This is a genomic window from Seonamhaeicola sp. ABD4_175, from assembly GCF_056160885.1.
In genome coordinates this window covers 770,972-797,844 of the sequence record NZ_JBSWYC010000001.1, presented here as the reverse complement: position 1 = coordinate 797,844, position 26,873 = coordinate 770,972, and the positions used below count along the sequence as shown (strand labels likewise).

Below are 26,873 nucleotides of genomic sequence, written 5' to 3'. Positions count from 1 at the left end.
AAATAAGTAGTTTAAAACACCAAAAAAAGCAGCCAATTGGCTGCTTTTTTACTTACTAACAAAAAAATAGAAAATTAAAACTAACTAAAAATCTTTTATAACGTTTGCCCAAAGGTTGTTTTGGTATTCTTTTAAGGCTAGGTTTAAATAGTTTTCATATTCAGGTTTATTACCTAAACCTTTGTTTCCTAAAGCTTCAAGATAATATGAGTGCGATAAAAATTTGTTGTTTGTTGCTTCGCCTTCTTCAACAGCAATTAAAGTATTATCTGTGCCTTTTTCTCTGTAGGCTTTTGCTTTTTCAATTAAATCATTAAATAATTCATTAGCCTTTTTAATATTTCCAAGTTTTTTGTGTGATGCTGCTTGAAAATATAGTAAGTCATGCATGCGCCAATTGTTAATGGCCTGCGTGCTTTTAATATAACTTTGGGTTGCTTTTTTAGTATTATTCATTTTACTATAAACTTCGGCTTTAAAAAAGTGAATCATAGCATTTTTTTCATCGTGTGTGGGTTTACCAACTTCTAAATTTTCAGGATATAACATAGCAGCATCTAAGTAAGATAAAGCTTCATTGTATTTTTTGTTTTTTGTTAGCTGTAAAGCTTTTAAAACGTTGGCATCAACATAATGCCAATAAATATCTCTGCCGCCTTCCCAAGTTCTAAATTGGTGCGATTTTAAAAACGCAAGTGCAGCATCATAATTTCCATCTAAATTGTAAAGAGCCACAAGTGTTTTGGGTGCTTGTACATCTTTTTTTACAGTTTCAATATTTTTTTCTAAAATATCTAAGCATTTTTTATAGTTGCTTTTTGAAACATCAAAATACTTTGATAATTCTGAAAACCACAATGGTACATTGCTATTAATACTAATGGCTTTGCTAATGGTGTTTATGGCTTTTTCAATGTTTTTTTCATGGTAGTAAGCGCTAAAAGCTAGGTTTCTGTGCGCCATGGCAAAATTGTCATTAAGCGCTACAGCCTTTTTCCAGGCGTTTATAGCTTCTTCTTTTCTTGTGTTGTAAAGCAAGTTACCTAATAAGTAATAGGCTGTGGCGTTGTTAGGATCTTTATTAATTACATACTTTAAAATGATTTCAGATTCTTCTCTGTAAGGAAAACAATAATCTACACCAATTTTTTTTGAAAGTTCAAGTTGTTCATGTGCTTTTTTGGTGTTACCACTTTTATTGTAAAACCATGAAAGATAATAGTGTATTAGTGGGTTTTTAACTTCTTTTAATGAAGAAAGTAGTTGTATCCCATCATTATACAAACCAGCATTCATGTAATTTGTTGCAATTTCAAGATAATTGTTATCTAAATCTTGCATGTTTTTATGCCAATTATTTATTGATGTATTACTGTTAAGTAGACTTTTTTCATAGAGAGCAGAAAAATTTAAAGGGTCATATTCTAAAAGAATATCAATTAAAGTTTTTGCTTTTTCGGTATTATTAGTTTTTCTAAGTAAAGCACTATATAGTACATTAATTCTGCCATCTCTTGTGTTTGTAGAATGAGCATCTTTAATATATTGTAGTGCTTTATTGTAATTTCCAGCAATACTTTCTAGTTGTGCCAGTTGATAATTTGCAGCTGCAAACCATTGGTAATACCAGGTGGCTCGGGCAAAATTTGCATAAGCTTTATCAGTTTCACCTAAATACCTATAAGCTAAAGCTTTGTGATAATAAATTTCACCTTCTTTAGGTTGATAATATTTAATATTTAGTTTTTTTGAAGCTGTTTCAAGGTAAGCTAAGCCTTCTTTATACTTTGTTTGAGTAATACGGCGAATGCCTAAGGCAATATTTGTTCTGTAATCTGTAGGCGATTTTTTTAATGCAGCTAAATAATAATCATCTGCATTCATACCAGGTCTGTTAAATTGGTCTACAAATCTGCCGGTTAAGTAAAGATCTTCAACAGTTTCAATATTTTCAGGTTTTTTTATCTTTTCTTGGGGTGTTGGTAATTTAGGGTTTAGTGGCTTAAAAGGTGTGTATGAAATGAGCGTGTTGCCATCAGCATCAAACAATACAACCTCTAACTTAAATTCATCAAAATCTTTTCTAAATTTATATGTTGAAGTAAAAGGTTTAGCTGGGTTAATATTTATTTTACCTTCAGAAATAATTTCAGAATTATATTTTAAAACATATTTGGCATTATCATGATTTTTAGTGGTGTTAAAACCAAAGAATACAGACTTTTTGTTTCTTTTTTGGAGTGTTACTGAAGCTTCAATATTTGAGTTTTTAACAACCTCTAAATCTCTAATGGCGTACCAGTAGTTTTTAGCATCTTTAACGGCGTGTGGCATGTTCCAGCTATAATCTGGCTGATTGTTAGAAAATGTACCCGTCATTAATTCTACATAAGCTTTTCCGTCATCGGTTAACTTCCTTCTTGCATTTTGGCCTTGTAATCCTGGGCCAAATTGCCAAAGTTTTGAGGCGTTATTTTTATAAGGATCGCCTACATGAACGGTACCGGCTTTAACACCATAGTCATAACCGCCAATAAAGCCTTCTTTTATATCCCACATAAAAAAAGATACAGGGTTTGGGTGGTTTTTCCACCAAGTTAAATCTACACCTTCATTATAACTTGTGCGTCCGTAGTCATTAGTTTTATTAGAAAAAGGCCATTTTATAAAACTGCTGTTATTATGAAAAACTCCAATTTCTTGGCTAGGGGGCCAAAAAGTTCTAAAATTATTATTTGCAGTTATGGCAACATTAGCCCAAAATAAAAAGGCTTGAGTTTTGGTGCTGGTATTATTAAGCCTGTAGTCAACTTCAATATAAGATTTTCCGGGGTGTAAGGTCATGCCAACCACACCTCGTGCTCTAATGGTTTTTTCGGTTTCACCAATCCAAATAGTTGCGCTGCCATCATCATTTTTCACCAATCTGTAATCACTAGGGAGCATAGTTGTTGTTCTGTGATGATGCGGAAAGCACCATTCTATACCACCAGAAACCCAAGCACCTAATGTGCCAATTAAATCGGGTTTAATAACACTGTTTGTGTGAAATAATTCATGACCATTAGTTTTATCAATTGCAGAAAACAAACGGCCACCAAAAGCAGGCAGGACTTTAACTTTAACATACTCATTTTCTAAGTATACCATGTTGTAAGTTTCATCAATTAGCGTTCTAGTTAAATTGGTTTGTGCAGGGTATGGGTAAACATGACCTTCGGCACCTTGTACGCCTCGGCCTGTGTAAAAAATAGGGCTTTTTAAATTGTTTCCTGTTTTGTAGGTTGGTATTACTTCTGTGCCTTCGTAAATTTTTACTTGGGCACTGGTAATACAATATAAAAGTAAAATAAAAGCAGTAACTACTTTTTTGTGTATGGCATTATACGGCTTCATGTTTTTTAGTTTAGTGGTTTTAGTTGGTGTTTCTTAAAAAAAGTGATTATTAAATTACCTTGATATTTATAAATAATGCATTAAATTGCTGTGCAAAGTGTGTACAAAGTTTGCATATAATACATGATAGAGCAGGAATACCTTAAATATTGTTTAGAAAAAATAGAAGAAAGTTTAGATTGGAAACCAGCAGTAGCTTGGAAAGAATCAGATTTTATTAGGCTTTCAGAAATTATAACACATAAGTCAAATATTTCAATTAGCGCGCATACTTTAAAACGCCTTTTTGGAAAAATTAAATACAAAAAATATTATAATCCGCAGCAAGCAACCAAAGATGCTTTGGCTAAATTTTTAGATTATAATGATTGGGAAGCGTTTGTTTTTTCAGTAAAAAAGGAAAAACAAGTAATCTCACCTAAGCTAAAAAATAAAAATAAAATACAAAAACCTCAAGCACTTATAATTGCAGGAGTTTTAATGGTGTTATTAGGTGTTTTTTTATTTAAAAGTAACAAAAAAGAATCATTAAAAAATACATCTTATAAGTTTGCGTTGGCAGATTCAGTAGGTGTTGTGCCTTACACGGTATCTGTAAATTATAATTTGAAAGATGTAAAATTTGATAGTACTTTTATAGATTTTGGCTTTAATCACCCCATAACAGGTAATCAAACTGTTTTGCTTGATAAGAACGAATTTATGCGAAACTTTACCTACCAAATACCTGGGCAATATGTAATAAAATTAAAAAGTGAAGGGAAAAACATAGTAAAAAAGAAAATACTAGCAAAATCTGATGGTTGGGAAAGTTTTTTTAATAAAGAAATGGCCATTGGTAATTATTGGTTAGATAACAAAATACCAAAATCTGTAGCACTAAATAATTTATATTATGCTCCTAAATATTTAGATTCTGTAGGTTTTAATACAAACCAAGTATATTATTTAAGCAATAGATTTTACAATGAATTTAATATTGATGGTGATAATTTTGAGCTTAACGCTAAGTTTAAAAACTCAGAAGATTTAGGCGGAATAACATGTTTTGATTTTATTATTAGAATTATTTGTGAAAATGAAACAAATAACATCAAACTCATGGAAAATGGGTGTTCTCAATTTTCTGGAATGAAAATAGGAGAAACTGTTTTAAGTGGTGTAAATAAAGATTTATCGGCATTTAAGTTTAACCTTAACTCTTGGAATTACCTAAAAATAAAAACTAATGAAAAGCATGCCGAAGTTTATATAAACCGCAATAAAATTTTTGAAGGTAGTTATAACAAGCCAAACGGTAATATTGTTGGCCTTGAAATAATTTTTAAAGGCTCAGGAATGATAGATAATTTGCGTTTAAAAGATTTAAAAACCAATAAAAAATATACTAATACATTTTAGGGTATTAAACAAAAAAAGCAGCCTTTTGGCTGCTTTATGTTTTAGTTAAAGGTTAATTGTAATTAGTGACCTGTAACTTCTTTAATTTTATCTTTAGTTGCATTTGCAGCATTATCTACAGCTTCACCAGCAGCATCAGCAGCATCGTTTACAGCTTCTCCAGCGGCATTAGCAGCATCACCTGCAGCATCAACAGCGTCTTCAGCAGCTTCTTTTACAGAATCTGCAGCTTCACCGGCAGCGTTTGCAGCATCATTTGCAGTTTCTTTAGCAGCATCAGCAGCATTACCAGCAGCTTCTTCAATTGCATTACCGGCTTTTTTTGTCTCTCTACAAGAAGTAAAAGTTACACCTAAAGCCAATACTAAAGCTGTGCTTAAAATTAGTTTTTTCATGATTTTTCGTTTTAGTGTTAATTAAGATTTGTGATAAATATAAAAATTTATTTAACTATATACGTAAATAATTAAGAATTTGGATTACCGCTCCTTTATTATTTTTTATATAATCTAAATTTTTAGACCCTGCTTTTTCACAAAAGTCACTATTAGTGATTAGCTTGTTTAAATTAGAAAATAATTCTTGCTTATTAGCAACAGAGAACATACCACCAAAGGTAATCATTGCTTTTGCTTCAGGGAATTTATCATAATTTTTCCCAATAATAATGGGTACACCAAAAACGGCGGGTTCTAATGTATTGTGTAAGCCTGTATTACCCATTGCACCACCAACATAGGCAATATTTGCATAATTGTAAATTTTGCTTAATATACCTATGGTGTTTACAATAAACACTTGGGCATTTTGTAAGTTACTATTATCTTTTTCAGTAAATAAAACAGTTTTGGTTTTTAATTGCGTCTTTAGGTTGTTTATTTGGTTGGGTTTTATATTGTGTGGTGCAATTATAAATTTAACGTTTTTATACTTGGTGTTGTTTATAAAATCAATTAGTAGGGTTTCGTCTTCAGGCCAAGTACTACCGGCAACCACACATAATTGATTGTTTTTAAAAGTTTCAATAAAATTGAGTGTATTGTTTTGCTGTAATTGGCTGTAAACCCTATCAAAACGCGTATCGCCGGTAACAGTAGCATTTTTGTAGTTTATAGAGTTTAATAGTTTTTTTGAAGTTTCGTTTTGTGTAAATATATGGTCAAAAGCAAAAAGCGCATTTTTTAATTTTTTGCCATAAAATTTAAAATAAGATTGATTAGCCCTAAAATTAGCCGATATTAAAATGGCCTTTAATTGCTTTTCTTTTAAGGTGTTTAAAATATTAGGCCAAATATCATACTTTACAAAAATGGTTAATTCAGGTTTTACAACATTAATAAATTTAGTTGCATTTTTAAGCGTATCTAAAGGTAAATACACAACAATATCTGCAATTGGGGTGTTTTTTCTAATATCGTAACCCGAAGGAGAAAAAAAACTTAGTACAATTTTATGCTTATTATAATGTTTTCTAAGTTCTTTAAAAACAGGAAGTCCTTGTTCATATTCGCCTAAAGAGGCACAGTGAAACCAAAGTGTTTTATCTCCAGGTTTTAAATGCGTTTTAAGCAAATTAAAGGTTTGTTTTCGGCCATATACACCACGCTTAATTTTATCATTAAAAGGCGCTAAACATTTTAACCCAAAACCAGCTAAATTGATACCAATGTTGTAAAGAAAACTCAATATTATTTGTTTGTTGCTAAAATACATTTCTTTACGTAATTTCATTGGTTTACCTACACGATTTTTTGTAATTTCGTAGTGTAAAAACTCAATAAAAGAGTTCTAATTTTTTCAGATGAAGAAGATTCAAATGGTAGACCTTAAAGGTCAGTACAACGCTATAAAAGACGTTGTAAACCCTTCTATACAACAAGTTATTGAAACCACATCATTTATAAACGGACCAAAAGTTCATGAATTTCAAAAAAATTTAGAAACCTATCTTGGTGTAAAACATGTAATACCATGTGCAAATGGTACAGATGCTCTACAAATTGCTATGATGGGGCTTGGTTTAAAACCAGGCGATGAAGTTATAACGGTTAATTTTACTTTTGCTGCTACCGTAGAGGTTATTGCGCTTTTAAACTTAACACCCGTACTAGTAGATGTAAATGAAGATGATTTTAATATAAATATTGAAGCTCTAAAAAAAGCCATCACACCCAAAACCAAAGCCATTGTGCCAGTACATTTGTTTGGTCAATGTGCTAATATGGAAGCTGTTATGCAAATAGCAAAAGCACATAACTTGTTTGTTATTGAAGATAATGCACAAGCTATTGGTGCAAATTACACGTATGAAAACGGTACAAAGGTAAAAGCAGGAACCATTGGTCATGTTGGGGCAACATCATTTTTTCCTTCAAAAAACTTAGGATGTTATGGTGATGGCGGTGCTATTTTTACAAATAATGATGATTTAGCACATACCATTAGAGGTATAGTTAATCACGGTATGTACGAGCGTTACCATCATGATGTTGTTGGCGTAAACTCAAGATTAGATAGCATTCAAGCAGCTGTTTTAGATGCAAAATTACCAAAGCTTGATGGCTATAATAAAGCACGACAAACTGCTGCAAAAAAATATAATGAGGCTTTTAAAGGAATAGACACTATTATTACACCATCTATAACAGGTGGTTGTGGTGAAAATATATGCGATACTTGTGATTGCCACGTATTTCACCAATACACACTTAAAATTAAAGGTGGAAAAAGAGATGCTTTAGTGAAGCATTTAAATGAAAATAACATACCATGTGGTGTTTATTACCCAATACCATTACACAAGCAAAAGGCCTATGCAGATGCACGTTATAATGAGGCCGATTTTACAGTAACAAATCAACTAGTTAAAGAGGTTATTTCATTGCCAATGCATACAGAGCTAGATGATGAGCAAATAGAACATATTACATCAACCGTTATAAAATTTGTCAATGGATAAAATACTAGTTACAGGAGGTTTAGGCTTTATAGGCTCACACACCGTAGTAGAATTACAAGAAGCAGGTTATGAAGTTGTTATTATTGACGACTTATCAAACTCTTCAGAAAAAGTATTAGATGGTATAACTGCCATTACTGGAAAAACACCAATTTTTGAAAAGATTGATTTAAAAGAAAAAACCGATGTTGAGGCGTTTTTCAAAAAACATAATGACGTTAAAGGCGTTATTCATTTTGCGGCAAGTAAAGCTGTGGGCGAAAGTGTAAACGAGCCGTTGTTATATTATGAAAATAATATTGGAACACTTGTTTACCTACTAAAAGAATTAAAAAAATTACCTGAAGCTAGCTTTATTTTTAGCTCATCATGTACCGTTTACGGGCAAGCAGACGAGTTGCCAATTACTGAAAGTGCACCAGTAAAACAAGCAGAATCTCCTTACGGAAACACAAAACAAATAGGCGAAGAAATTATTAGAGACACCTGTAAAGTAGTGCCAACTTTAAAAGCCATTGCTTTACGTTACTTTAATCCTGTTGGGGCGCATGCATCTACTGAAATTGGAGAGTTGCCAATTGGTGTGCCACAAAATTTAGTGCCTTTTATTACGCAAACAGCTATTGGTATTAGAGAACAATTATCTGTTTTTGGCGATGATTACCCAACTCCTGATGGCACCTGCATAAGAGACTATATTCATGTAGTAGATTTAGCTAAAGCGCACGTAGTAGCACTTGAAAGATTGCTTAAAAATAATAACAAAGAACCATACGAAACATTTAATTTAGGAACAGGAAAAGGTAGCTCTGTTTTAGAAGTTGTTAATGCTTTTGAACGTGTTTCTGGCGAAAAATTAAATTATAAAATTGTTGGTAGAAGAGAAGGCGATATTATTTCGGCGTATGCTGATACCAATAAAGCTAAAGATGAATTGGGCTGGCAAACTAAGTTATCATTAGATGATGCAATGCTTTCAGCTTGGAAATGGGAACAAAAAGTAAGAGGAAAATAAAACTCACAAATATTTAAACAAAAAAACCGATTAAAATTATTAATCGGTTTTTTTTATGTTTTGAGGTTTCTTTTTAAAAAGTGTTACAAACACCAGTATAATCATGCCTGTGGTTACTGAAACATCGGCAAGATTAAAAATACCAGTTCGTAAAGTGTCAGTAAGTTTCATGTACCAAAAATCGGTTACACTGCCATACATAAATCTATCATAAACATTAGCAATACCGCCACCAATAATACTAGAAAAAGCAAATAAAGACCAGTTGTCTAGACTTTTATCTTTAAAAATATAGCGTAATACAAAACCTAAAACTAGAACAGGTAAAACTAAAAGTAAAATAATACGCATTGGTTCATTTAAATCGCTACCCATGCCTAAAAAAGCACCTGTATTTTCAACATTATGTAATGAAAAAAAGTTGCCAATTATTGAAGATTGACTGCCGGGTTCTACATTAGCTCTCACCCAAATTTTTGATATTTGATCAAGCGCAATAGTGGCTACAATGGTTATTATTATGAAAAGAGAACGACGCGAAATTTTCATTTACAAAGAGCCTTCAAAAGTTGCAGAAACAGTTTCTGATGTTCTGTTAATTTTCTTAACTAAACCTTGTAAAACTTTACCAGGGCCAACTTCAGTAAAAAGTGTAGCGCCATCAGCAATCATTTGTTGTACAGATTGTGTCCAGCGTACTGGTGCTGTAAGTTGAGAAATTAAGTTTGTTTTTATTTCTGAAGCATTAATAACTGCATTAGCCGTTACATTTTGATATATAGGGCAATTAGGTTTGCTAAAGGTTGTGTTTTCTATAGCAGCTGCTAATTCTTCGCGTGCAGGTTCCATTAAAGGTGAATGAAATGCACCACCTACAGGCAGAACTAAAGCTCTTCTGGCGCCTTCTTCTTTTAAAGTTTCACACGCTTTGTTTATAGCTTCAACTTCACCAGAAATAACTAATTGACCTGGGCAGTTGTAGTTAGCAGCAACCACAACACCATTGGTTGTAGCACACACTTTTTCAACAATATCATCATCTAAACCTAAAACAGCAGCCATGGTACTTGGTGTAATTTCACAGGCTTTTTGCATAGCCATAGCACGTTGTGAAACCAGTTTTAAACCGTCTTCAAAATTTAATGTACCGTTGGCAACTAATGCTGAAAATTCACCTAACGAATGACCCGCAACCATATCTGGTTTAAAACTATTGCCTAGGGTTTTAGCTAAAATAACTGAGTGTAAAAATATTGCAGGTTGCGTAACTTTTGTTTGTTTTAAATCATCAGCAGCGCCTTCAAACATTATATCTGTAATGTTAAAACCTAAAATATCGTTAGCTTTTTCAAATAATTCTTGTGCAATGGCAGAGTTTTCATAAAGATCTAAACCCATACCTGTAAATTGGGCACCTTGCCCTGGAAATATATAAGCGTTCATTTGTTTCTTTTTTTAGTGCTGCAAAAATAGCAATATTATTAGTTTTTAGGCAACTATAAGCCTTGTATTGATTTTTACTTACTAATAATGGTTATGGTTTCTTCTATATTACCATTATACGTAATAGTAATAGTAGCCTTTTCTCCTTTATATTTTGAAGTGTTTTTAACCTTTATTTCAAAACTAGAATTAGCATCAACAAGCGTGAAATTTAAATTATTAGTAATACTGAAAGCGTTATTTGCATTGGTTAATTTTACGTTTGTAATAAAACTGCCAGTATTGCCACCTTCATTTTTAATTTTAATAGATGAGGTTGATTCTTTAGAAATAAGTACTTTTTTAGGTGCTTTTAAATATGATGTTTTTAATGTGAAACCTTCTGGAGCATCTTGGTTATACACTTCCATATTATGTTGTCTTCCGCCGCCTCTTGTTGGTGATCCAGCTGCAATATAAATGCCTTTACCAGATAAAATAGCTTGTGTGCCATGTCTGGGATAATGCATATTAGCTTTATTTATCCATTGCTCAGTTTTAGGGTTGTATGCTTCAACTATGTTATATGCTGGTCCATGTTTTTCGCCTTCACCGCCCATAACAAAAAGTTCGTTGTTTAAAACAGTAACGCCGGGAGCAGCACGTGGCGTAGGAATATTATTTTTTAAAACCGACCATTTTTTTGTTGAAAAATCATAAACATCAACAACGGAAACTAAAGGAGCAAAAACACCGCCTTTTCCACCAGATTGTCTTCCAGCAGCAGCATAAAGCTTATTATGTATAATGGCCGCACTAAAATGGTCTCGGGCTTGTGAGGCATTTTCAAGAACTGTCCATGTGTTTTTTACAGGATCATATTCATCAAACCAATTAACAAAACCGCCATCATGCCCAATGGTATTGCCTCCAACCAGATAAAACTTATTATTGTAAACAACTAAACCAGCACCACCACGCCTTCTGTTTTCAGGAATTTCAGGACCTTGAATCCAGGTGTCTGTTGGTGGTTGGTAAAGCCAAACATTATCTTCAGGAATTTCACGCGGAAATTTATTGGTTTTAAAAGCTCCAATAACCCAAATGAATCCTTTGTAAAATGTAGCTTGAAAATGATTAAATTGTTTAGGAGCTTTGTTTTTTGCTACCTGCCAAGTGTTGTTTTTAAAATTATAAATGTCTAATTTTTGTGCAGATTCCCTGCCGCCAAACATATAAAATTTATTGCCCGCTTGTACAAAAGAACATTCATGACGTGCTGTGTAATTTTCAGCTTCGTTTTTATCAATCCATTGGTCTTTTATTTGCGCATTAGTAGTGCAAGACAATATTAAAACAGTTAAGCTGCAAAACAAGGCGTGTTTCATAATTTATTTTCTTATGTAAGTAATGAATGAAAATTCGTGTTTGTGATTGTTATCTTTTTTATGAAATGTGTTACTTGTTTCTTTCCAAATACTAGTATCAATTTCAGGAAAAAAAGCATCAGCCTCAAAAGTTTCATGTACTCTTGTAAGTTCAATTTTATCAGCTATATTCATGGCTTGCTCATAAATTTGTCCGCCGCCAATAATAAAAGGTTGCGCATCATTTTTACACGCTTCAATAGCAGCATCTAAACTATTAACAGTTATAACGCCAGCGGGTGCTTTGTAGTTTTGTTGCCTAGTAATTACAATATGTGTTCTGTTTGGTAATGGTTTAGGAAAACTTTCAAAAGTTTTACGCCCCATAATAATATGATGGCCATTGGTTAACGTTTTAAAGCGTTTTAAATCGTCGCTTAAATGCCAAATAAGTTTATTGTCTTTGCCAATTGCATTGTTTTGGGCAGCGGCAACAATAATAGTTAATTCTTGTGTTTTATTGCCGCTAATTTGTTCATTGTAAACTTCACTTTCGGCAATGTGAGGTGCTTCTTTTTTTAATTCAGATTTTATTTTTTCAATTCTATTTTTTTGAAGCGCAACAAGCTTATCTAATTGTTTTTGTTCCCAAACTTTACCCATAAATTTATGAGTTACAAAAACATTAAAAACGTGATATAACAATATGAATAACCATAACAAAATGGCAAAAACAAACCACTCAATTTCAGCAATTTTAAAATTCTTACCAATACCTAAAGCGGTGTTTGCTAATATTAAAAATAAGGCGCCTATTAAAAACACAACAAAATGAGCATATAAACGCTTTTTTTGTTTGATGCGTTTTTGTGCATTTTGTATTAATTCTAGTTGTTCTTTATCTATTTGAGGAACGTTTTTCTTTTTTCCGAACATATATTTAAAAAAATGAAATGTAAAGTTACTATTTTAAATGATTATTTTATGGATTTTAGATAATTTGACTCAGTGCTTTACAGTTTTGTGTGAATGAACATTCTGAAAATCAGGGTGAAAAGATGAGTTTTTAGGTTGCAAAAACTGTATTTTTTTAACTATATTTTTTACTAGTTTAAAATATTGTTAAGCTATATTAATAAATTGATAATTCTTTAGTGTTTAAAGGTTTAATTACTGATGCGTAGGAATTAGTTTTATAAATTTGCTCAATATACAACACGCAAAAATTTTAAGTTATGGCTATTAAAAAACAATATTTAAAAAGTAAACCAATATGTAAAGTTACTTTTTCTATTGAAGCTGAAGAGGCAAAAAATGTTTCTGTAGTAGGAAGTTTTAATGAGTGGAACGCTAAAAAAGCGCCTTTAAAAAAATTAAAAAATGGTACGTTTAAAGGTACTGTAGATTTAGATAAAGATAACTCGTATGAGTTTAAGTATTTAATTGATGGCGAATATGTAAATGACGCTGCTGCCGATGCTTATGCTTGGAACGATTTTGCTAATGCTGAAAACAGTGTAGTAAAAGTTTAGTACACTGATAATAAAAGTATTAAAAAGAAGAGGTGCTTCAATACATTTATTGAAGCACCTCTTCTTTTTTAAAATATATATTTAAACTGTTTCTGTTTATTTTTTAATGAATCTTTTTACGCCTGTTTTTCCATCAAAATTTAATTTGATAAAATACATACCGCTACTTAGTGTTGAAACATTAATTTGTTTACTGCTAGTAGTACCGTTTGTTATGGTTTTTCCAGTAACATCAATAATACTATAATTGTATTTACCATTTAGTACGGGTAAATCTAAATTAATTTGATTAACTACTGGGTTTGGGTAAAGCATAATTTCAGTACTTACATCGTTTACATCTTCAATACCAAGAACATCGCTAACTGTAGCTTCATACATACCGTTACCGTGTGTACCTATTAATAAGTGGTTATCTGAAGGCCTATAAGCTAACGAACTTACAACGGCAAACCCAATTTGATTTTGAGATTCTCTAACCCAATCAATGCTAGTAGGGTCTGTGCTAGAATATAAACCTCTGGCAGTACCAACAAAATATAGTGTTTGTCCTGCAACTTCAGTAATAGCTGCTGAACGTATTGAATGTGATGAAAGATTACGTTCTACTAGTGTCCAGGTTGGTGTAGCAGCTGTAGCATTTGTTGTTAAATAAATACTGTTAATTCCGTAATTAGAGTAGGTTGCTAACACAATATCATTATTAGTTGGGTGAATGGCTAAACCAGAAACTATTGATGGAAATGTAGTGCTAGCTGTTGGTGGCGTAATATTTACTGCTGAAGATATATTTGTAGCATTTTGCGGATCATTCAATCTGTAAATATGCCCACTATCTCCACCCATTAGTAAATAACTTGAAGCTGGGTTGTAAGTACCACGTGTGGTTGAGAAAATTTCAAACTGGTCATCGTGTCCAAAAGCTGCAGTTGTATTACCTAAATCTGTCCAACCATCTTGGGCTACATTTGTGGCATCAGTAGTTCTTAATAATTTATCTAATGATGCAAAATATAAGGCATTAGTATTGTCAGGATCTAAATAGAAATAAGTAATAAATTGGCTGTCATAAGGTGTTCCAGGGGCAGACTCTGGCGTTATCTCAATGTATGAGCCACAATTACGATATGTTGTACCGTTTTGAAGACTAATAAAGAAACCTAGGCCACCATTACAATTTACGTCTCTTGTTATGGCTGTAGATGCACCATCACCACTGGCAACATTAAACTGTTCAGTTAAACTTGGAAGCCCTATAGATTCACCACCAAGTACACAACCATTATCTTGAGCGCCACCAATTACGAAATCAGAACCATTTTCAGGGTCAATATTTACATGATAAAATTGAAATGTTTGGTAATTGTTGTTTAAACTCGTCCAAGCAATTGTGCTTGCAGTAATATCATTTGTAACATGAACACCACCATCGGTTCCAGAAAATAACACGTTATTGTTAAACGGATTAAAAACTAAAGCGTGAATATCTGGGTGATGATTTAGGTACGTTCCGTAGCCACCAGAGCTAGCATAACCTCCAATTCTAGAAAACATGGCATCTGTAGTTATGTTTTCAATTTTATATGCATTAGTACCGCCAATAACCACAAAATTTTCATCATCAGGCTTAACGTTTACAACTAAATCATACCCGCCTTGAGCAGCAAAAGGGTCATTTCCTTCAGAACATCCTGCTTCATCAGGTAATTTACCAGAATAATCAGTCCAATTTGTGTTGCTTTGGTTCCACATCCATAAATCGGCTTCTTGTAATGGTGTTGCATCATCACAATCAATACTATTTCCGTTTACAAACAAAGCATATAATTTATTTTCGTTTGAAGGCGCTAAGGCTAAAACAACTCTTCCTGCTGGTGTAAAGTTATTAACAATACCATCATCATTAATTCTTCCCCATGAGCCAATACCTGTAGTTGACGTCCAAATGCCTGCAGTAGCGGAATCATGTACACCCGAAAATGCTGCGTAGCATCTTCCCGATGAGGTTATAACAATATCAGTGGCTTGTACTGGAATGCTTGGGCTTCCATTAATTTCAGTATTCCAGTTAATTCCGTCAAATCTATTAATCCTTCCAATAGTTGCAGCGTATAAATCGCCTGTTAATGGGTGGACAGCCAAATTGTAAGTAACATCAAAAACAGAGTCGAAACTTTCAAAATCGCTATCGGTTGAAGGTAATTGCGTCCAAGAGATACCACCATTGGTAGATTGCCAAATACCTTGGCCAAAAAAATAGGCTCCAGATGTTTGTTGTGCGCTTGAGCTTGCAGAATTACCTATGCCTTCACCAGTAGCGTAATACCATGTGTTTTCAAAGCCTGATCTTGGGTCTTGCACAATAGCCGTTACGTTATGTATTTCATCATTTGATGAAACTTTAGTCCAGTTGGTACCACCATCTGTGGTTCTAAAAACACCACCACTAACACCACCAGCAATTATGGTATTGCCAGTGTTATCACTTCTGTCAACCACCAAAGCTCTTGTTCGGCCACCCATATTACTAGGGCCACGACTTATATATGCTGCTTGCGGAACTTTAGCTGTTAAATTAGTTTTTACTCTAAGTTTAGCGCTTTTAGCTTGTTTAAATTCACGCTTTTTATCATTTTTTGATATTACGCCTGTTTTAGGGTTTACCTGCCTGAAGTATTCGTATAAACTTCTGGCTTCATTATATAAGGCACGCTCTTCGGGTGTTTTTTTCTTTCCTTTTTTAGTGGGATTGATATTCTTTCTTTCAACTTTTGCTGTTTTGTTAGAATCATTTTTAGGAATGCTAACAATACAAAAAGCAATAATTGCAAAAAGCGCTAAAGAAGCTAAAAGTAATTTTTTTTTCATAATAAAAACAGGGTTTTGGTTTACACAGCCACGGTACCTTTTATATGCGGATGAGGATCATAATTTAATAGCGTAAAATCTTCAAATTTAAAATTGAATATATCTTTAATATCTGGATTTAAAACCATTTTAGGCAGTGGTTTTGGGTCTCTTGATAATTGAAGTTCTAGTTGCTCCATGTGGTTGTTGTAAATATGCGCATCGCCAAAAGTGTGTATAAAATCACCTGGTTTGTAGCCACAAACTTGTGCCATCATCATAGTAAATAATGCGTAAGATGCTATGTTGAAGGGAACTCCCAAGAAAATATCGGCACTTCGTTGGTAAAGTTGACATGATAATTTGCCATTGGCTACATAAAACTGAAAAAAAGCATGGCATGGTGGTAAGGCTGCTTTGCCGTTGGCCACATTATCAGAAAAAGATTTTGAAGTATCAGGTAACACCGATGGATTCCAAGCAGAAACTAACATTCTTCTGCTGTTAGGGTTGTTTTTTAGTGTTTCAATAACGTCTTTAATTTGGTCTATTTCATCATTATTCCAATTGCGCCATTGGTGTCCGTATACAGGTCCTAAATTGCCATTTTCATCAGCCCATTCATTCCAAATTCTAACACCGTTATCTGTTAAATATTTAATGTTAGTTTCACCTTTTAAAAACCAAAGTAATTCATAAATTATAGATTTTAAGTGTAGTTTTTTAGTAGTAACCATAGGGAAACCTTCACTTAAATCAAACCGCATTTGGTAGCCAAAAACACTTTTAGTGCCAGTGCCTGTGCGATCTCCTTTTTCATTTCCGTGTTCTAAAACGTGCTTAACTAAGTCGTGATATTGCTTCATCCCTTCTTCCGTCTTCCCCAAGGGAAGAAACTATTTTTGTTAGTGAATTATTTTTTTGAAAATAAAAATAAAGATATGTAATGAATCTTTAAGATTCCAGAGCAATTTTATATTAAAAGTTATTAACTTACCTAAAAGAGTGAGATTAAAGCAGCAAGAGGGAATTAATTGTTCTTTGCTTTGTCATTCTGAGATTTCAGCTTTCGCAAGAATTTATTAACCAATAATCATACCAGCAATTGTAGCCGAAACTAAAGAGGCTAGAGTACCGCCAATTAAGGCTTTTATGCCAAATTGCGATAATACTTTGCGTTGCCCAGGTGCCAATGAACCAATGCCGCCAATTTGGATGCCAATAGATGCAAAATTTGCAAAACCACAAAGCATGTAAGTAGCCATAATTATTGATTTCTCGTAATTAAGGTGAATGGCGTTTGATGCATTTTTTAAGTCGGATAATTGAATATAGCCAATAAATTCGCTGGCGGCTAATTTTATGCCTAATAATTGCCCCATAAGTGCCATGTCTTCGCTAGCTACACCAATTAACCACATTAAAGGCGCAAAGGCATAACCAAGAATTAATTCAAGCGACAGACTTTGATAAGCTGTGTTTTTAGCAATCCAAGTATTAATGTTAGAAACATCGCCAACCCATCCTAAAATACCATTAAACATGGCAATAAAAGCAACAAAAACCAAAAGCATTGCACCAACGTTTACGGCTAGTTTTAAGCCTTCGGTAGTACCATTTGCTATGGCATCTAAAAAATTAGCACCTATTTTTTCTTGAGAAACTTTTACATCGGTATTAATATCTTCGGTTTGCGGAAAAAGTATTTTTGAAATAACAATAGCGCCGGGTGCCGCCATTACAGATGCTGCTAATAAGTGTTTCGCATAAAATAATCGAAGTTCAGGGTCATCACCACCTAAAAAGCCAATGTATGCCGCTAATACAGCGCCTGCAACGGTTGCCATACCACCAATCATAACTAAAAGCATTTCAGATTTGTTCATTTTTTCTAAATATGCTTTTATTAAAAGTGGAGCTTCGGTTTGACCCAAAAATATGTTACCTGCAACACTTAAACTTTCTGCTCCAGAAATTTTTAATGCTTTTGAAAGTAACCAAGCCATGCCTTTAACAACTTTTTGGATGATACCCAAATAAAATAGTACAGATGTTAATGCAGAAAAGAAAATGATGGTTGGCAATACTTGAAATGCGAAAATAAAACCAAACGTATCCATGTCTACCACCAAACCTTCAAACAAAAACTTACTGCCAGCACGTGTAAAATCTAGTACACTAACAAAGAGGCTTCCAATAAATTCAAAAATGGCTTTTACAAACGCTATTTTTAAAACACCTATGGCAATAATTAGTTGAAAAGCTAAACCAATACCCACAATTTTCCAATCTATAGCTTTACGGTTACTGCTAAAAAGAAATGCTATAAAAACAAGTGAAACCATACCTAAAGCACCACGCCAAAGGCTGTTTAACGAAAAGCCTTGGCTTGCTATTATTGTGTTTTCTGGTTCAATGGCATTGTTTACTAATGTTGTACTAATTGAAGTATCATTATTAGCATTTACTTGTAATGTTTCGGTGTTACTTTCTGAAAGTATTTCTTTTTCTGTGTTTTGGGCAAAAGTTGTAGTAGAAAAAGCCAACAAAACGGCTGTGAAAAACAGAAAAAGTTGTTTCATAATTAATTATTTTCGTTTTGAAATTTCGTCTCTAATATGTGCGGCTTTTTCATAATCTTCATTTGAAACAGCTTCATCTAAAAGGTTTTGAAGTTCTTGTATTGATTTGTTTGCGTAGTTTTGTTTTGATGGCGCGTTGGTAGTTTCTAATTCTTCAGCAACAAAATCATCACCTAAAATATCTTCAACATTATTGTTGTCTTCTTCAGTTTCTTTTTCAGGGTTTACTTTTAAATAAATACCAGCTTTATCTAAAATGTTTTTGTAGGTAAAAATAGGAGCCTCAAAACGTAACGCTAAAGCAATAGCATCACTAGTTCTGGCATCAATAATTTCTTCAATTTTATCGCGTTCACAAATTAAACTTGAATAAAAAACGCCATCAACTAGTTTGTGTATAATAACTTGCTTAACTACAATGTCAAACCTGTCGGCAAAATTTTTAAATAAATCGTGGGTTAAAGGTCTTGGAGGTCTAATTTCTTTTTCAAGAGCAATGGCAATAGATTGGGCTTCAAAGGCACCAATAACTATAGGCAGTTTTCGTTCACCATCAACTTCATTCAATATAAGTGCATAAGCACCATTTTGGGTTTGACTATAAGAAATTCCCTTAATGTTTAATCTTACTAGGCTCATAATTTATAAAAACGCAAAGAACTGTTTAAATTTGGAATTTACCAACTGCCAAGGCAGATTATTGGAAATAATGCCGAATTTAAACAGTTCTTTTAAGCTACAATTTATAAAAAAATAATTTATTGTTGAGCCTTAAAAGCTTTTAATTTTTCAATGAGCTGAGGCACTACTGTAAAGGCATCTCCAACAACGCCATAGTCTGCTGCTTTAAAGAAAGGAGCTTCGGCATCGGTGTTAATAACTACTTTTACTTTTGAAGCGTTAACTCCAGCTAAATGTTGAATAGCACCAGAAATGCCAATAGCAATGTAAAGGTTAGATGCTACGGGTTTACCTGTTTGTCCAACGTGCTCACTGTGAGGTCTCCAGCCTAAATCTGATACTGGTTTAGAACAAGCGGTGGCAGCGCCTAAAACATCGGCTAATTCTTCAATCATGCCCCAGTTTTCAGGACCTTTTAAACCGCGTCCGCCAGAAACAACAACATCAGCATCTGCAATAGTTACTTTATCGGTAGCTTTATCAACAGACTCAACGGTTACTGTTGAGGGTTCAATTGCTGGCGAAAAATCTTCGGTAGTAGCGCTTGCGCTATTTTCAACTAAACCAAAAGCATTATTTGACACTCCTACAATTTTAATGTTGGTGTTAATTTGAGTTACTTCAAACGCTTTATTAGTAAATGCATTTCTTTTTACGGTAAATGGTGCGGTATTACTTGGAGCTTCAATAACATTTGATGCGTAACCAGCATTTAAATTTACTGCTAATAGCGGTGCTAAGTATTTGCTATCTGCACTAGAGCTAACAATAATTACTTGTGCGCTTTCTTTTTCGGCAGCTTGTTTTAATACGTTAGCGTATACTTTAGCGCTAAAATTGTTTAAATCACTGTTGCTTACATTTAAAACTTTATCTACACCGTAATTACCAAGTTGGTCTGTATTACTGGCGTTAATGGCTAAAGCTGTAACTGTTGTGCCTAATTGGTTTGCTACTGCTTTGGCATATGAGGCTACTTCAAAAGCGCCCTTTTTTAAGTTTCCTTGATCTGATTCTGTATATACTAAAACTGACATATTTTTTCGTTTTTCATCTTTAAAAAGCCTGTCCTAAAGAAAGGGCTTAAAAAGAATTTATTAAAATTTTCTCCGTAATGGGGTTAGAGGAGGATTTAAATCACTTTAGCTTCGTTATGAAGTAAGCTAATTAGTTCATCTAAATTATCTTCTGTTACCAATTTTACAGGACCTTTTGGTGCAGGTTTTTCAAATGATACAGAAGCTGTTTCCCCCGTGGTGTCTATGCCATCAACAACGGTTAATGGTTTTTGGCGCGCCATCATAATACCTCGCATGTTTGGTATACGTAAATCACTTTCTTCAACCAAACCTTTTTGGCCGCCAACTACTAAAGGTAAATTTGTTGCAACGCTTTCTTTACCACCATCAATTTCTCTGGTAGCTTTTGCGGCAGTGCCGTCAACCTCTAAACCAATACAATTGTTTACAAAGTTAGCATCTAATAAAGCGGCTAACATACCAGGTACCATACCACCGTTATAATCAATAGATTCTCTTCCAGCAATAATTAGGTCGTAACCACCATCGGTAGCTACTTTAACTAGTTGTTTGGCAACAGAAAAGCCATCGGTAGCGGCAGCGTTTACTCTAATGGCAGCATCGGCGCCAATAGCTAAAGCTTTTCTTAAGGTTGGCTCGGTTTCGGGGCCACCTACATTAACAACTGTTACTTTTGCACCTTGTTTTTCTTTAAACCACATGGCTCTTGTAAGGCCAAATTCATCATTCGGATTTATAACAAATTGCACACCATTGGTGTCAAATTTTGTATTGTCATCACTAAAGTTTATTTTTGAAGTCGTGTCTGGAACATGACTTATACACACTAAAATATTCATATAATTATAGTTTATAAAAGATATTTTTAACGGTTACGAATTTAGGTATTTATTTTCAAAAATACTATGCATGCATAATAAATTTTAGTAAAAATTGATGAAAAGCTTATAAAAACAGCTGTTTGTTTGTGAATTTACAACATAATTATACCTTATTTTAAAAATGAATAAAAAAAATAAACTATAAAAATGATAGTGATTTTGAATTATAATTACCCTTTTAATGTAAAATTATTAATTTTTAAAAGCTAGTGATTTTAGTATTGATTTTTATAGGAAATTGTTAGCAATAATTCCTATTTTTGCTTTTTGAATAAAACAATTTTGATGAAGACAATTCAATTTAGAGAGGCTGTTTGTGAAGCCATGAGTGAAGAAATGCGCAGAGACGAAAGCGTATACTTAATGGGTGAAGAAGTAGCTGAGTATAATGGAGCATACAAAGCTTCAAAAGGTATGTTAGATGAATTTGGGCCAAAGCGTGTTATAGACACGCCAATTGCAGAGCTTGGTTTTGCTGGTATTGCAGTAGGTTCAACCATGACAGGTAACAGGCCAATTGTTGAGTACATGACTTTTAACTTTTCTCTTGTTGGTATTGACCAAATTATAAATAATGCCGCTAAAATTAGGCAAATGTCTGGTGGGCAATTTAAATGCCCTATTGTATTTAGAGGGCCAACAGCTTCTGCTGGTCAATTAGGTGCTACGCACTCGCAAGCTTTTGAAAACTGGTTTGCTAATACACCAGGTTTAAAGGTTGTGGTGCCATCAAACCCTGCCGATGCTAAAGGTTTATTAAAATCGGCAATTCGTGATGATGACCCAGTTATTTTCATGGAAAGTGAGCAAATGTATGGAGATAAAGGTGAAGTGCCAGAAGGTGAATACCTTATACCAATTGGTGTAGCCGATATTAAAAGAAAAGGAGATGATGTAACTATTGTGTCTTTTGGAAAAATTATAAAAGAAGCTTACAAAGCAGCCGATGAATTAGAAAAAGAAGGTATTTCTTGTGAAATTATAGATTTACGTACTGTGCGCCCAATGGATAGAAAAACCATTATTGAATCGGTTAAAAAAACAAACCGTTTAGTAGTTTTAGAAGAAGCATGGCCATTTGGAAGTGTTGCTACCGAAATTACATATACAGTACAAGCTGAAGCTTTTGATTATTTAGACGCGCCAGTTGTAAAATTAAACACAGCCGATACACCTGCACCATATTCACCAGTTTTATTAGCAGAGTGGTTACCAAACCATGAAGATGTTATTAAAGCTGTAAAAAAGGTGCTTTACAAATAAAATAAAACTTTTTACGTTATATAAACTTCATTAGCATGATTGTTGATGAAGTTTTTTTGTATTATGAATATAAGAACTTTTGCCCTTTTTCTATTTATAGCATTTACAAATGTTGTGTTATCTCAAACAAAAGTAAGTGGTTATGTGTTTGATGAAAACAACCAACCCATACCATTTGCCAATGTTATTTTTCAAGGATCTACCCAAGGAACCATTACTAACGAAGATGGTAAATTTTATTTAGAATCTGATGAAACTTGGCAGCAATTAACCATATCTTTTATTGGTTATGAAACATTGGTTGTAGCGCTTCCTAAAAAAGTAAATTACAATTTAGAATTTGTTTTAAAAGAAGAAGCAGCTCAGTTAGATGCAGTTGTTTTAACCACCGGAAAACAATCTAAAAAAAATAATCCGGCTATTGATATACTTCGAAAAATTTGGAGTCACAAGCGTAAAAATGGCTTAAAACAATTCAACCAATACGAATTTGATAAATACGAAAAAGTAGAATTTGATATAAATACCATAGACAGTGCCTTAATTAAAAGTCGCTTGTTTAAAGGTATGGAGTTTGTTTTTGATAAGGTTGATACCTCAAATGTAACAGGTAAAACCTATTTGCCAATGTTTATAAACGAGGCAGCATCGCGCGTGTATGGTGATAATACCATTAACAAAGAAAAAGCTGTTTTAAAAGGTAATAAAAACTCAGGATTCAGCAATAATCAAATAATAATTGATTTTATTGATGATTTGTATTCAGATTTTAACGTGTATGACAACTACCTAAAGTTTTTTGATAAAAGCTTTGTAAGTCCGCTATCAAAAACCGGCATTAACACCTATAATTACGTATTGGCCGATACCGCTTATATTGATAATAAAATGTGTTTCAATATAATTTATTATCCGCGCCGAAAAAATGAGTTAACCTTTAAAGGTGATTTTTGGGTGGCAGACACCACCTATGCCATTAAAGAAATTAACTTACAAGCATCAAAAAGTGCCAATATAAACTGGGTAAAAGAAATTTATATTGAACAAGAGTTTGAAGTACTAAACGATTCACTATTTCTTGTAAAGCGCGATTATATGATGTCTGATTTCGCCTTCAATAAAAAAGAAAAATCACGAGGCGTTTACGGTAAACGTACCACGCTTTATGATAATTATAAATTTGATATTCCGAAGGATAAAAAATTCTATGAAGCCGAAGTTTACAATTATAATGAAGATGTTTACAACCGCGATGATGCCTTTTGGGAACAAAACAGACTGGAAGATTTAAACAAAGATGAAAAGGGCGTTTATAAAATGTTAGATACTCTAAAAACCGTAAAAAAGTTTAAGCAGCTGTACAATTTAGGCAGTATTTTATCATCTGGTTATATAGAGTTTAATACGTTACCGCTAGATTATGGTCCTATTTTTTCAACCTTTGGGTTTAACGAAGTTGAAGGTTTACGCCTGCGTACCGGTGCGCGAACATATTTTGGTAAGAATGATTTATGGCGTTTAGAAGGCTTTTTGGCTTATGGTTTTAAAGACGATAAATTTAAATACGGTATATCGGGTAAATGGCTGTTAGATAAAAAAAGCCGATTAATAATTTCTGGAGGAAATAGGCGTGATGTTGAACAAATAGGTGCTAGTTTAACCACAAGTACCGATGTTTTAGGCAGAAGTTTAGCCTCATCGGCAGTTGTTGGCACAGGCTCAAATGATAAATTAACATCTATTAATTTAACAAGTTTTGCTATAGAAGCTGAACCCTTACGTAATCTCATTTTTAGAGTTGGCGCTAACTACAGAACGTTAGAGTCTGCATCACCAACATTTAGTTTAGATTATAACACGCCCAACGGCATTGCTTCTGAAATTAAACAATTTGAAACATCGGCTTCATTATTTTATTTCCCTGGCAGAAAAACAACAGGTTTTGGTGTTGAAAGACGCGATGCTAATGATGATTACTCGCGTATTTTTGCCCAAGTTAGCCGTGGCGATAAAACTATTTTTGATAGTGATTTTGATTATACTAAAGTACAATTTTCTTATGTGCAACCATGGCAGTTAGGAGGTTTTGGAAGGTTAACAACCTCTATTGAAGCAGGAAAAACTTTTGGCGAAGTGCCACTTGGCTTGTTAAGTGTTATTCCTGGTAACCAATCGTATTTTTCAATTTACAATACCTTTTCACAACTAGATTTTTATGAGTTTGTGTCTGATACCTATTCATCATTTCATGTTGAACATAATTTTAACGGACGTTTGTTTTCTAAAATTCCGTTTTTACGTAAGCTAAATTTACGAGAAATTATAAGTGTACGTGGCGTTTGGGGAGAACTGTCTGATGAAAACAAAGCGCTTAGTAATGTGCCAAGTAATCCTGCAAATTTACAGCTGGTTGCACCTACAGATAAGTTGTATTATGAATATGGCTTTGGGGTGGGCAATATATTTAAAGTATTCCGTGTAGATTTTAATTTTAGAGGAAATTATCTTGATAACCCAGATGCTAGAAAATTTGGGGTAACAGGTACATTTGGGTTCTACTTTTAATAAAAAAGAAAAGGCTACCATTTTAAGGCAGCCTTTGATATTATAGGGAAAACTACTTGATGTTTATTTTTTATTGCGAAGCTTTTTGTAACCAAAAGCAGCAGCTCCAAGAGCTAAAATACCTAAACCACCATCTAATGGTGCAGAAGGTGTTTTTTTATTTGTGTTACCTTTTTGTTTGTCGTTACCTTGGTTGCCAGTGTTTTCTCCATGATCACCTTTGTTAGAACCTGTTTTAATTCCATCGGCATTACCACGCCCGTTTCCGTTGTTGCCTTTTTTTGCATAAATATCTGTTGAAAAAGTTAATGCTAAAACAACCATTAATGCTGATAGGGTTTTTGAAATTGAGTAGTTTTTTGTTTTCATAATATTAAAAATTTATGTTGTAAATATACATGATACGTTTGTAGGAAAATCTTTTTATCGATAAAACGCATTGAAACTTGACGTAATGTTATTGTCAGTCAGTTAATTAGGTTTGTTTGGTTCGTGTTTATTAATGGTTTTAATAAACTTTAAAGTTTCTGTATTAGCCATTCCGTTGGGGTTACAGCCTAATTTACCTTCAGGAATTTCAATACCTAAAGCATTATAATGTTTTACCCAACCCTTATGAAATGTGTTTGTTTTTGGGTTTTTAAAGGTCATTGGTTCTAGTTTAAAAATACTATCGGTTTTAAATATTTCATAAATATATTCTGAACAATAAAAACCTTCATCTTCTAAAATATATGTGGTGTTATAAGGTTTGCCAATTAATTTTTTGGCGTATTCTAAAGTGCGTTTTATTTGTGGTTTCGTTAAGTTTTTAATGCGGTAAACATCAACGTTATAATTTTTATTTTCAGTTTTAATAAAGTTTACAAACGGTTCTTTAATTACACCTTTTTTACTATCGGCATGGTAAACATATACTGTGTTATTTTCAATTTTACATACGCCCATATGGGTATAATTGCTTTTTTTTGTTGTTTGCGTAACCTCATTTATTGCTTCAGATAAAGTACTATTACTAGCACTTCTAAAAACAATGTCGCCATTTTTTATGTTTGAAGAATTACAACAATAAAATAAGGTAATTGTAAATAAAAAGGCTAAAAATTTTATATGTTTCACTTTAAATGTGTTTTTAATTTTAGTGTTTAAACTACGTTTAGTTTTTGTGTACTGTGTTGCTTTAACGGTACTTTATGTAATGTGTAGTGAATTGTTTATACAGGTATTTTAAATGCCATACCTATAGTGCCCTATTATTTTAAAGTCAAATAAACAATCCTCTATAACTTGTCCGCCACCAATATTGTGAACTATTAAATACCGTTTTCCGTCTTTGGATTTTTTGTTTACAACAATTCCAATATGAGTTATGGCGCCACCTAAATTCCAGCAAACAATATCTCCAGGCTTATAATCAGTTGCCTGTTTAGATATTGGTTTTTCAGCACCTTTACGTTTGAAAAAAGTCATTAAATTAGGCACTCTTCGGTGGTCAATATTTTTATCAGTTGATTGAAGTCCCCAAATTTTAGGATAATTACTAAAGTTAGCTTTCATATCTTCATGAACTTCTTTTTGCAAATCAATTCCAATTTTTCGGTAAGCACGAATCACAACATCAGTACAAACACCCTTATTTTTTGGAACATCTCCATTTGGATAATCTATAGAAAAGTAACTTGGGTCATAGCTTACCTTTTGTTTTGTTAATTCAAGAGCACTTTTAGATAAATTAATTTGTTCAACTGCTGTTTGGGTAAAACAAAGGTTAAAACTTAACAATAATGTTATTAGAAGTGATTTTTTCATGTGTGCTAATGGTCTCGTATAACAGTCAGTTGCGGATAAATATAAGAAGTTTTCGGTTTAGCACAGACGTTAGCAATTACGAGTGGATTCGGACGTAGTCGAATCCGCCGTAA

22 protein-coding genes are annotated in these 26,873 nt (G+C 33.2%); 6 read left to right on the top strand and 16 right to left on the bottom strand.

Annotation, left to right across the window (positions count from 1 at the left end; all coding sequences use genetic code 11):
- Positions 1 to 84: 84 nt before the first annotated feature.
- Positions 85 to 3,396 (bottom strand): tetratricopeptide repeat protein, encoded by a 3,312-nt coding sequence (locus tag ACXAG4_RS03245; RefSeq protein ID WP_475294637.1) that lies wholly within the window; start codon positions 3,394 to 3,396, stop codon positions 85 to 87.
- A gap of 123 nt (positions 3,397 to 3,519) precedes the next feature.
- Here ACXAG4_RS03245 and ACXAG4_RS03240 point away from each other — a divergent pair, with 123 nt between their 5' ends.
- Positions 3,520 to 4,797: a hypothetical protein gene (locus ACXAG4_RS03240; protein WP_475294636.1), complete on the top strand. Its 1,278-nt coding sequence runs from the start codon at positions 3,520 to 3,522 to the stop codon at positions 4,795 to 4,797.
- Positions 4,798 to 4,859: 62 nt separating this feature from the next.
- Here ACXAG4_RS03240 and ACXAG4_RS03235 read toward each other — a convergent pair whose 3' ends face one another.
- Together ACXAG4_RS03235 and ACXAG4_RS03230 are read right to left on the bottom strand one after the other, a co-directional pair.
- On the bottom strand, positions 4,860 to 5,192 hold the full coding sequence (locus ACXAG4_RS03235; RefSeq protein ID WP_475294635.1) for a hypothetical protein: 333 nt from the start codon (positions 5,190 to 5,192) through the stop codon (positions 4,860 to 4,862).
- 55 nt (positions 5,193 to 5,247) lie between these two features.
- Entirely contained in the window at positions 5,248 to 6,528 is a 1,281-nt protein-coding gene (locus tag ACXAG4_RS03230) for a 3-deoxy-D-manno-octulosonic acid transferase (RefSeq protein WP_475294634.1), read from the bottom strand.
- Positions 6,529 to 6,598: 70 nt separating this feature from the next.
- Here ACXAG4_RS03230 and ACXAG4_RS03225 point away from each other — a divergent pair, with 70 nt between their 5' ends.
- Positions 6,599 to 7,756 (top strand): DegT/DnrJ/EryC1/StrS family aminotransferase, encoded by a 1,158-nt coding sequence (locus ACXAG4_RS03225; RefSeq protein ID WP_475294633.1) that lies wholly within the window; start codon positions 6,599 to 6,601, stop codon positions 7,754 to 7,756.
- Positions 7,749 to 8,771 (top strand): UDP-glucose 4-epimerase GalE, encoded by a 1,023-nt coding sequence (gene galE / locus ACXAG4_RS03220; protein ID WP_475294632.1) that lies wholly within the window; start codon positions 7,749 to 7,751, stop codon positions 8,769 to 8,771. The genes ACXAG4_RS03225 and galE overlap by 8 nt, the downstream gene beginning before the upstream one ends.
- 39 nt (positions 8,772 to 8,810) lie before the next feature.
- Here the strand turns inward: galE and lspA are convergent, their stop codons facing one another.
- The 4 genes from lspA to ACXAG4_RS03200 form a co-directional block, all read right to left on the bottom strand.
- Positions 8,811 to 9,320: a signal peptidase II gene (gene lspA / locus ACXAG4_RS03215; RefSeq protein ID WP_475294631.1), complete on the bottom strand. Its 510-nt coding sequence runs from the start codon at positions 9,318 to 9,320 to the stop codon at positions 8,811 to 8,813.
- On the bottom strand, positions 9,321 to 10,214 hold the full coding sequence (gene fabD, locus ACXAG4_RS03210; protein ID WP_475294630.1) for an ACP S-malonyltransferase: 894 nt from the start codon (positions 10,212 to 10,214) through the stop codon (positions 9,321 to 9,323).
- Between the two features lie 74 nt (positions 10,215 to 10,288).
- Entirely contained in the window at positions 10,289 to 11,581 is a 1,293-nt protein-coding gene (locus ACXAG4_RS03205) for a Kelch repeat-containing protein (RefSeq protein WP_475294629.1), read from the bottom strand.
- A gap of 3 nt (positions 11,582 to 11,584) precedes the next feature.
- On the bottom strand, positions 11,585 to 12,496 hold the full coding sequence (locus tag ACXAG4_RS03200; protein WP_475294628.1) for a dihydrofolate reductase: 912 nt from the start codon (positions 12,494 to 12,496) through the stop codon (positions 11,585 to 11,587).
- A 299-nt stretch (positions 12,497 to 12,795) separates the two neighbouring features.
- Between ACXAG4_RS03200 and ACXAG4_RS03195 the strand changes: the two genes are divergently transcribed.
- Positions 12,796 to 13,092, top strand: a complete 297-nt coding sequence (locus ACXAG4_RS03195) for an isoamylase early set domain-containing protein (RefSeq protein ID WP_475294627.1) — start codon at positions 12,796 to 12,798, stop codon at positions 13,090 to 13,092.
- A 96-nt stretch (positions 13,093 to 13,188) separates the two neighbouring features.
- Here the strand turns inward: ACXAG4_RS03195 and ACXAG4_RS03190 are convergent, their stop codons facing one another.
- The 6 genes from ACXAG4_RS03190 to ACXAG4_RS03165 all read right to left on the bottom strand — a co-directional run bounded on the left by ACXAG4_RS03190 (position 13,189) and on the right by ACXAG4_RS03165 (position 21,081).
- Positions 13,189 to 15,960: a T9SS type A sorting domain-containing protein gene (locus tag ACXAG4_RS03190; RefSeq protein ID WP_475294626.1), complete on the bottom strand. Its 2,772-nt coding sequence runs from the start codon at positions 15,958 to 15,960 to the stop codon at positions 13,189 to 13,191.
- A gap of 20 nt (positions 15,961 to 15,980) precedes the next feature.
- Positions 15,981 to 16,805: a thymidylate synthase gene (locus ACXAG4_RS03185; RefSeq protein WP_475295237.1), complete on the bottom strand. Its 825-nt coding sequence runs from the start codon at positions 16,803 to 16,805 to the stop codon at positions 15,981 to 15,983.
- A 216-nt stretch (positions 16,806 to 17,021) separates the two neighbouring features.
- The gene (locus ACXAG4_RS03180) at positions 17,022 to 18,521 is read right to left on the bottom strand and encodes a NupC/NupG family nucleoside CNT transporter (RefSeq protein ID WP_475294625.1); all 1,500 of its coding nucleotides are present in this window, start codon (positions 18,519 to 18,521) and stop codon (positions 17,022 to 17,024) included.
- Between the two features lie 6 nt (positions 18,522 to 18,527).
- Entirely contained in the window at positions 18,528 to 19,160 is a 633-nt protein-coding gene (locus tag ACXAG4_RS03175; protein ID WP_475294624.1) for a bifunctional nuclease family protein, read from the bottom strand.
- Between the two features lie 119 nt (positions 19,161 to 19,279).
- Complete coding sequence (locus ACXAG4_RS03170; RefSeq protein ID WP_475294623.1) at positions 19,280 to 20,239, bottom strand: electron transfer flavoprotein subunit alpha/FixB family protein; 960 nt, start codon at positions 20,237 to 20,239, stop codon at positions 19,280 to 19,282.
- Between the two features lie 95 nt (positions 20,240 to 20,334).
- Positions 20,335 to 21,081 (bottom strand): electron transfer flavoprotein subunit beta/FixA family protein, encoded by a 747-nt coding sequence (locus ACXAG4_RS03165; protein ID WP_475294622.1) that lies wholly within the window; start codon positions 21,079 to 21,081, stop codon positions 20,335 to 20,337.
- A gap of 327 nt (positions 21,082 to 21,408) precedes the next feature.
- Between ACXAG4_RS03165 and ACXAG4_RS03160 the strand changes: the two genes are divergently transcribed.
- Together ACXAG4_RS03160 and ACXAG4_RS03155 are read left to right on the top strand one after the other, a co-directional pair.
- The gene (locus tag ACXAG4_RS03160) at positions 21,409 to 22,386 is read left to right on the top strand and encodes a pyruvate dehydrogenase complex E1 component subunit beta (RefSeq protein ID WP_475294621.1); all 978 of its coding nucleotides are present in this window, start codon (positions 21,409 to 21,411) and stop codon (positions 22,384 to 22,386) included.
- Between the two features lie 63 nt (positions 22,387 to 22,449).
- On the top strand, positions 22,450 to 24,951 hold the full coding sequence (locus ACXAG4_RS03155) for a DUF5686 and carboxypeptidase-like regulatory domain-containing protein (RefSeq protein WP_475294620.1): 2,502 nt from the start codon (positions 22,450 to 22,452) through the stop codon (positions 24,949 to 24,951).
- A gap of 63 nt (positions 24,952 to 25,014) precedes the next feature.
- Here the strand turns inward: ACXAG4_RS03155 and ACXAG4_RS03150 are convergent, their stop codons facing one another.
- The 3 genes from ACXAG4_RS03150 to ACXAG4_RS03140 form a co-directional block, all read right to left on the bottom strand.
- On the bottom strand, positions 25,015 to 25,320 hold the full coding sequence (locus tag ACXAG4_RS03150) for a PID-CTERM protein-sorting domain-containing protein (RefSeq protein ID WP_475294619.1): 306 nt from the start codon (positions 25,318 to 25,320) through the stop codon (positions 25,015 to 25,017).
- A gap of 102 nt (positions 25,321 to 25,422) precedes the next feature.
- Entirely contained in the window at positions 25,423 to 26,070 is a 648-nt protein-coding gene (locus ACXAG4_RS03145) for a YiiX/YebB-like N1pC/P60 family cysteine hydrolase (RefSeq protein WP_475294618.1), read from the bottom strand.
- 108 nt (positions 26,071 to 26,178) lie between these two features.
- The gene (locus ACXAG4_RS03140) at positions 26,179 to 26,760 is read right to left on the bottom strand and encodes a DUF1287 domain-containing protein (RefSeq protein WP_475294617.1); all 582 of its coding nucleotides are present in this window, start codon (positions 26,758 to 26,760) and stop codon (positions 26,179 to 26,181) included.
- Positions 26,761 to 26,873: the final 113 nt, after the last annotated feature.

What these genes read in the sequence shown, in the direction of transcription:
- ACXAG4_RS03245 (WP_475294637.1), bottom strand. Translation starts at nt 3,396, where the DNA reads ATGAAGCCGTATAATGCCATACACAAAAAAGTAGTTACTGCTTTTATT.
- ACXAG4_RS03240 (WP_475294636.1), top strand. Translation starts at nt 3,520, where the DNA reads ATGATAGAGCAGGAATACCTTAAATATTGTTTAGAAAAAATAGAAGAA.
- ACXAG4_RS03235 (WP_475294635.1), bottom strand. Translation starts at nt 5,192, where the DNA reads ATGAAAAAACTAATTTTAAGCACAGCTTTAGTATTGGCTTTAGGTGTA.
- ACXAG4_RS03230 (WP_475294634.1), bottom strand. Translation starts at nt 6,528, where the DNA reads ATGAAATTACGTAAAGAAATGTATTTTAGCAACAAACAAATAATATTG.
- ACXAG4_RS03225 (WP_475294633.1), top strand. Translation starts at nt 6,599, where the DNA reads ATGAAGAAGATTCAAATGGTAGACCTTAAAGGTCAGTACAACGCTATA.
- galE (WP_475294632.1), top strand. Translation starts at nt 7,749, where the DNA reads ATGGATAAAATACTAGTTACAGGAGGTTTAGGCTTTATAGGCTCACAC.
- lspA (WP_475294631.1), bottom strand. Translation starts at nt 9,320, where the DNA reads ATGAAAATTTCGCGTCGTTCTCTTTTCATAATAATAACCATTGTAGCC.
- fabD (WP_475294630.1), bottom strand. Translation starts at nt 10,214, where the DNA reads ATGAACGCTTATATATTTCCAGGGCAAGGTGCCCAATTTACAGGTATG.
- ACXAG4_RS03205 (WP_475294629.1), bottom strand. Translation starts at nt 11,581, where the DNA reads ATGAAACACGCCTTGTTTTGCAGCTTAACTGTTTTAATATTGTCTTGC.
- ACXAG4_RS03200 (WP_475294628.1), bottom strand. Translation starts at nt 12,496, where the DNA reads ATGTTCGGAAAAAAGAAAAACGTTCCTCAAATAGATAAAGAACAACTA.
- ACXAG4_RS03195 (WP_475294627.1), top strand. Translation starts at nt 12,796, where the DNA reads ATGGCTATTAAAAAACAATATTTAAAAAGTAAACCAATATGTAAAGTT.
- ACXAG4_RS03190 (WP_475294626.1), bottom strand. Translation starts at nt 15,960, where the DNA reads ATGAAAAAAAAATTACTTTTAGCTTCTTTAGCGCTTTTTGCAATTATT.
- ACXAG4_RS03185 (WP_475295237.1), bottom strand. Translation starts at nt 16,805, where the DNA reads ATGAAGCAATATCACGACTTAGTTAAGCACGTTTTAGAACACGGAAAT.
- ACXAG4_RS03180 (WP_475294625.1), bottom strand. Translation starts at nt 18,521, where the DNA reads ATGAAACAACTTTTTCTGTTTTTCACAGCCGTTTTGTTGGCTTTTTCT.
- ACXAG4_RS03175 (WP_475294624.1), bottom strand. Translation starts at nt 19,160, where the DNA reads ATGAGCCTAGTAAGATTAAACATTAAGGGAATTTCTTATAGTCAAACC.
- ACXAG4_RS03170 (WP_475294623.1), bottom strand. Translation starts at nt 20,239, where the DNA reads ATGTCAGTTTTAGTATATACAGAATCAGATCAAGGAAACTTAAAAAAG.
- ACXAG4_RS03165 (WP_475294622.1), bottom strand. Translation starts at nt 21,081, where the DNA reads ATGAATATTTTAGTGTGTATAAGTCATGTTCCAGACACGACTTCAAAA.
- ACXAG4_RS03160 (WP_475294621.1), top strand. Translation starts at nt 21,409, where the DNA reads ATGAAGACAATTCAATTTAGAGAGGCTGTTTGTGAAGCCATGAGTGAA.
- ACXAG4_RS03155 (WP_475294620.1), top strand. Translation starts at nt 22,450, where the DNA reads ATGAATATAAGAACTTTTGCCCTTTTTCTATTTATAGCATTTACAAAT.
- ACXAG4_RS03150 (WP_475294619.1), bottom strand. Translation starts at nt 25,320, where the DNA reads ATGAAAACAAAAAACTACTCAATTTCAAAAACCCTATCAGCATTAATG.
- ACXAG4_RS03140 (WP_475294617.1), bottom strand. Translation starts at nt 26,760, where the DNA reads ATGAAAAAATCACTTCTAATAACATTATTGTTAAGTTTTAACCTTTGT.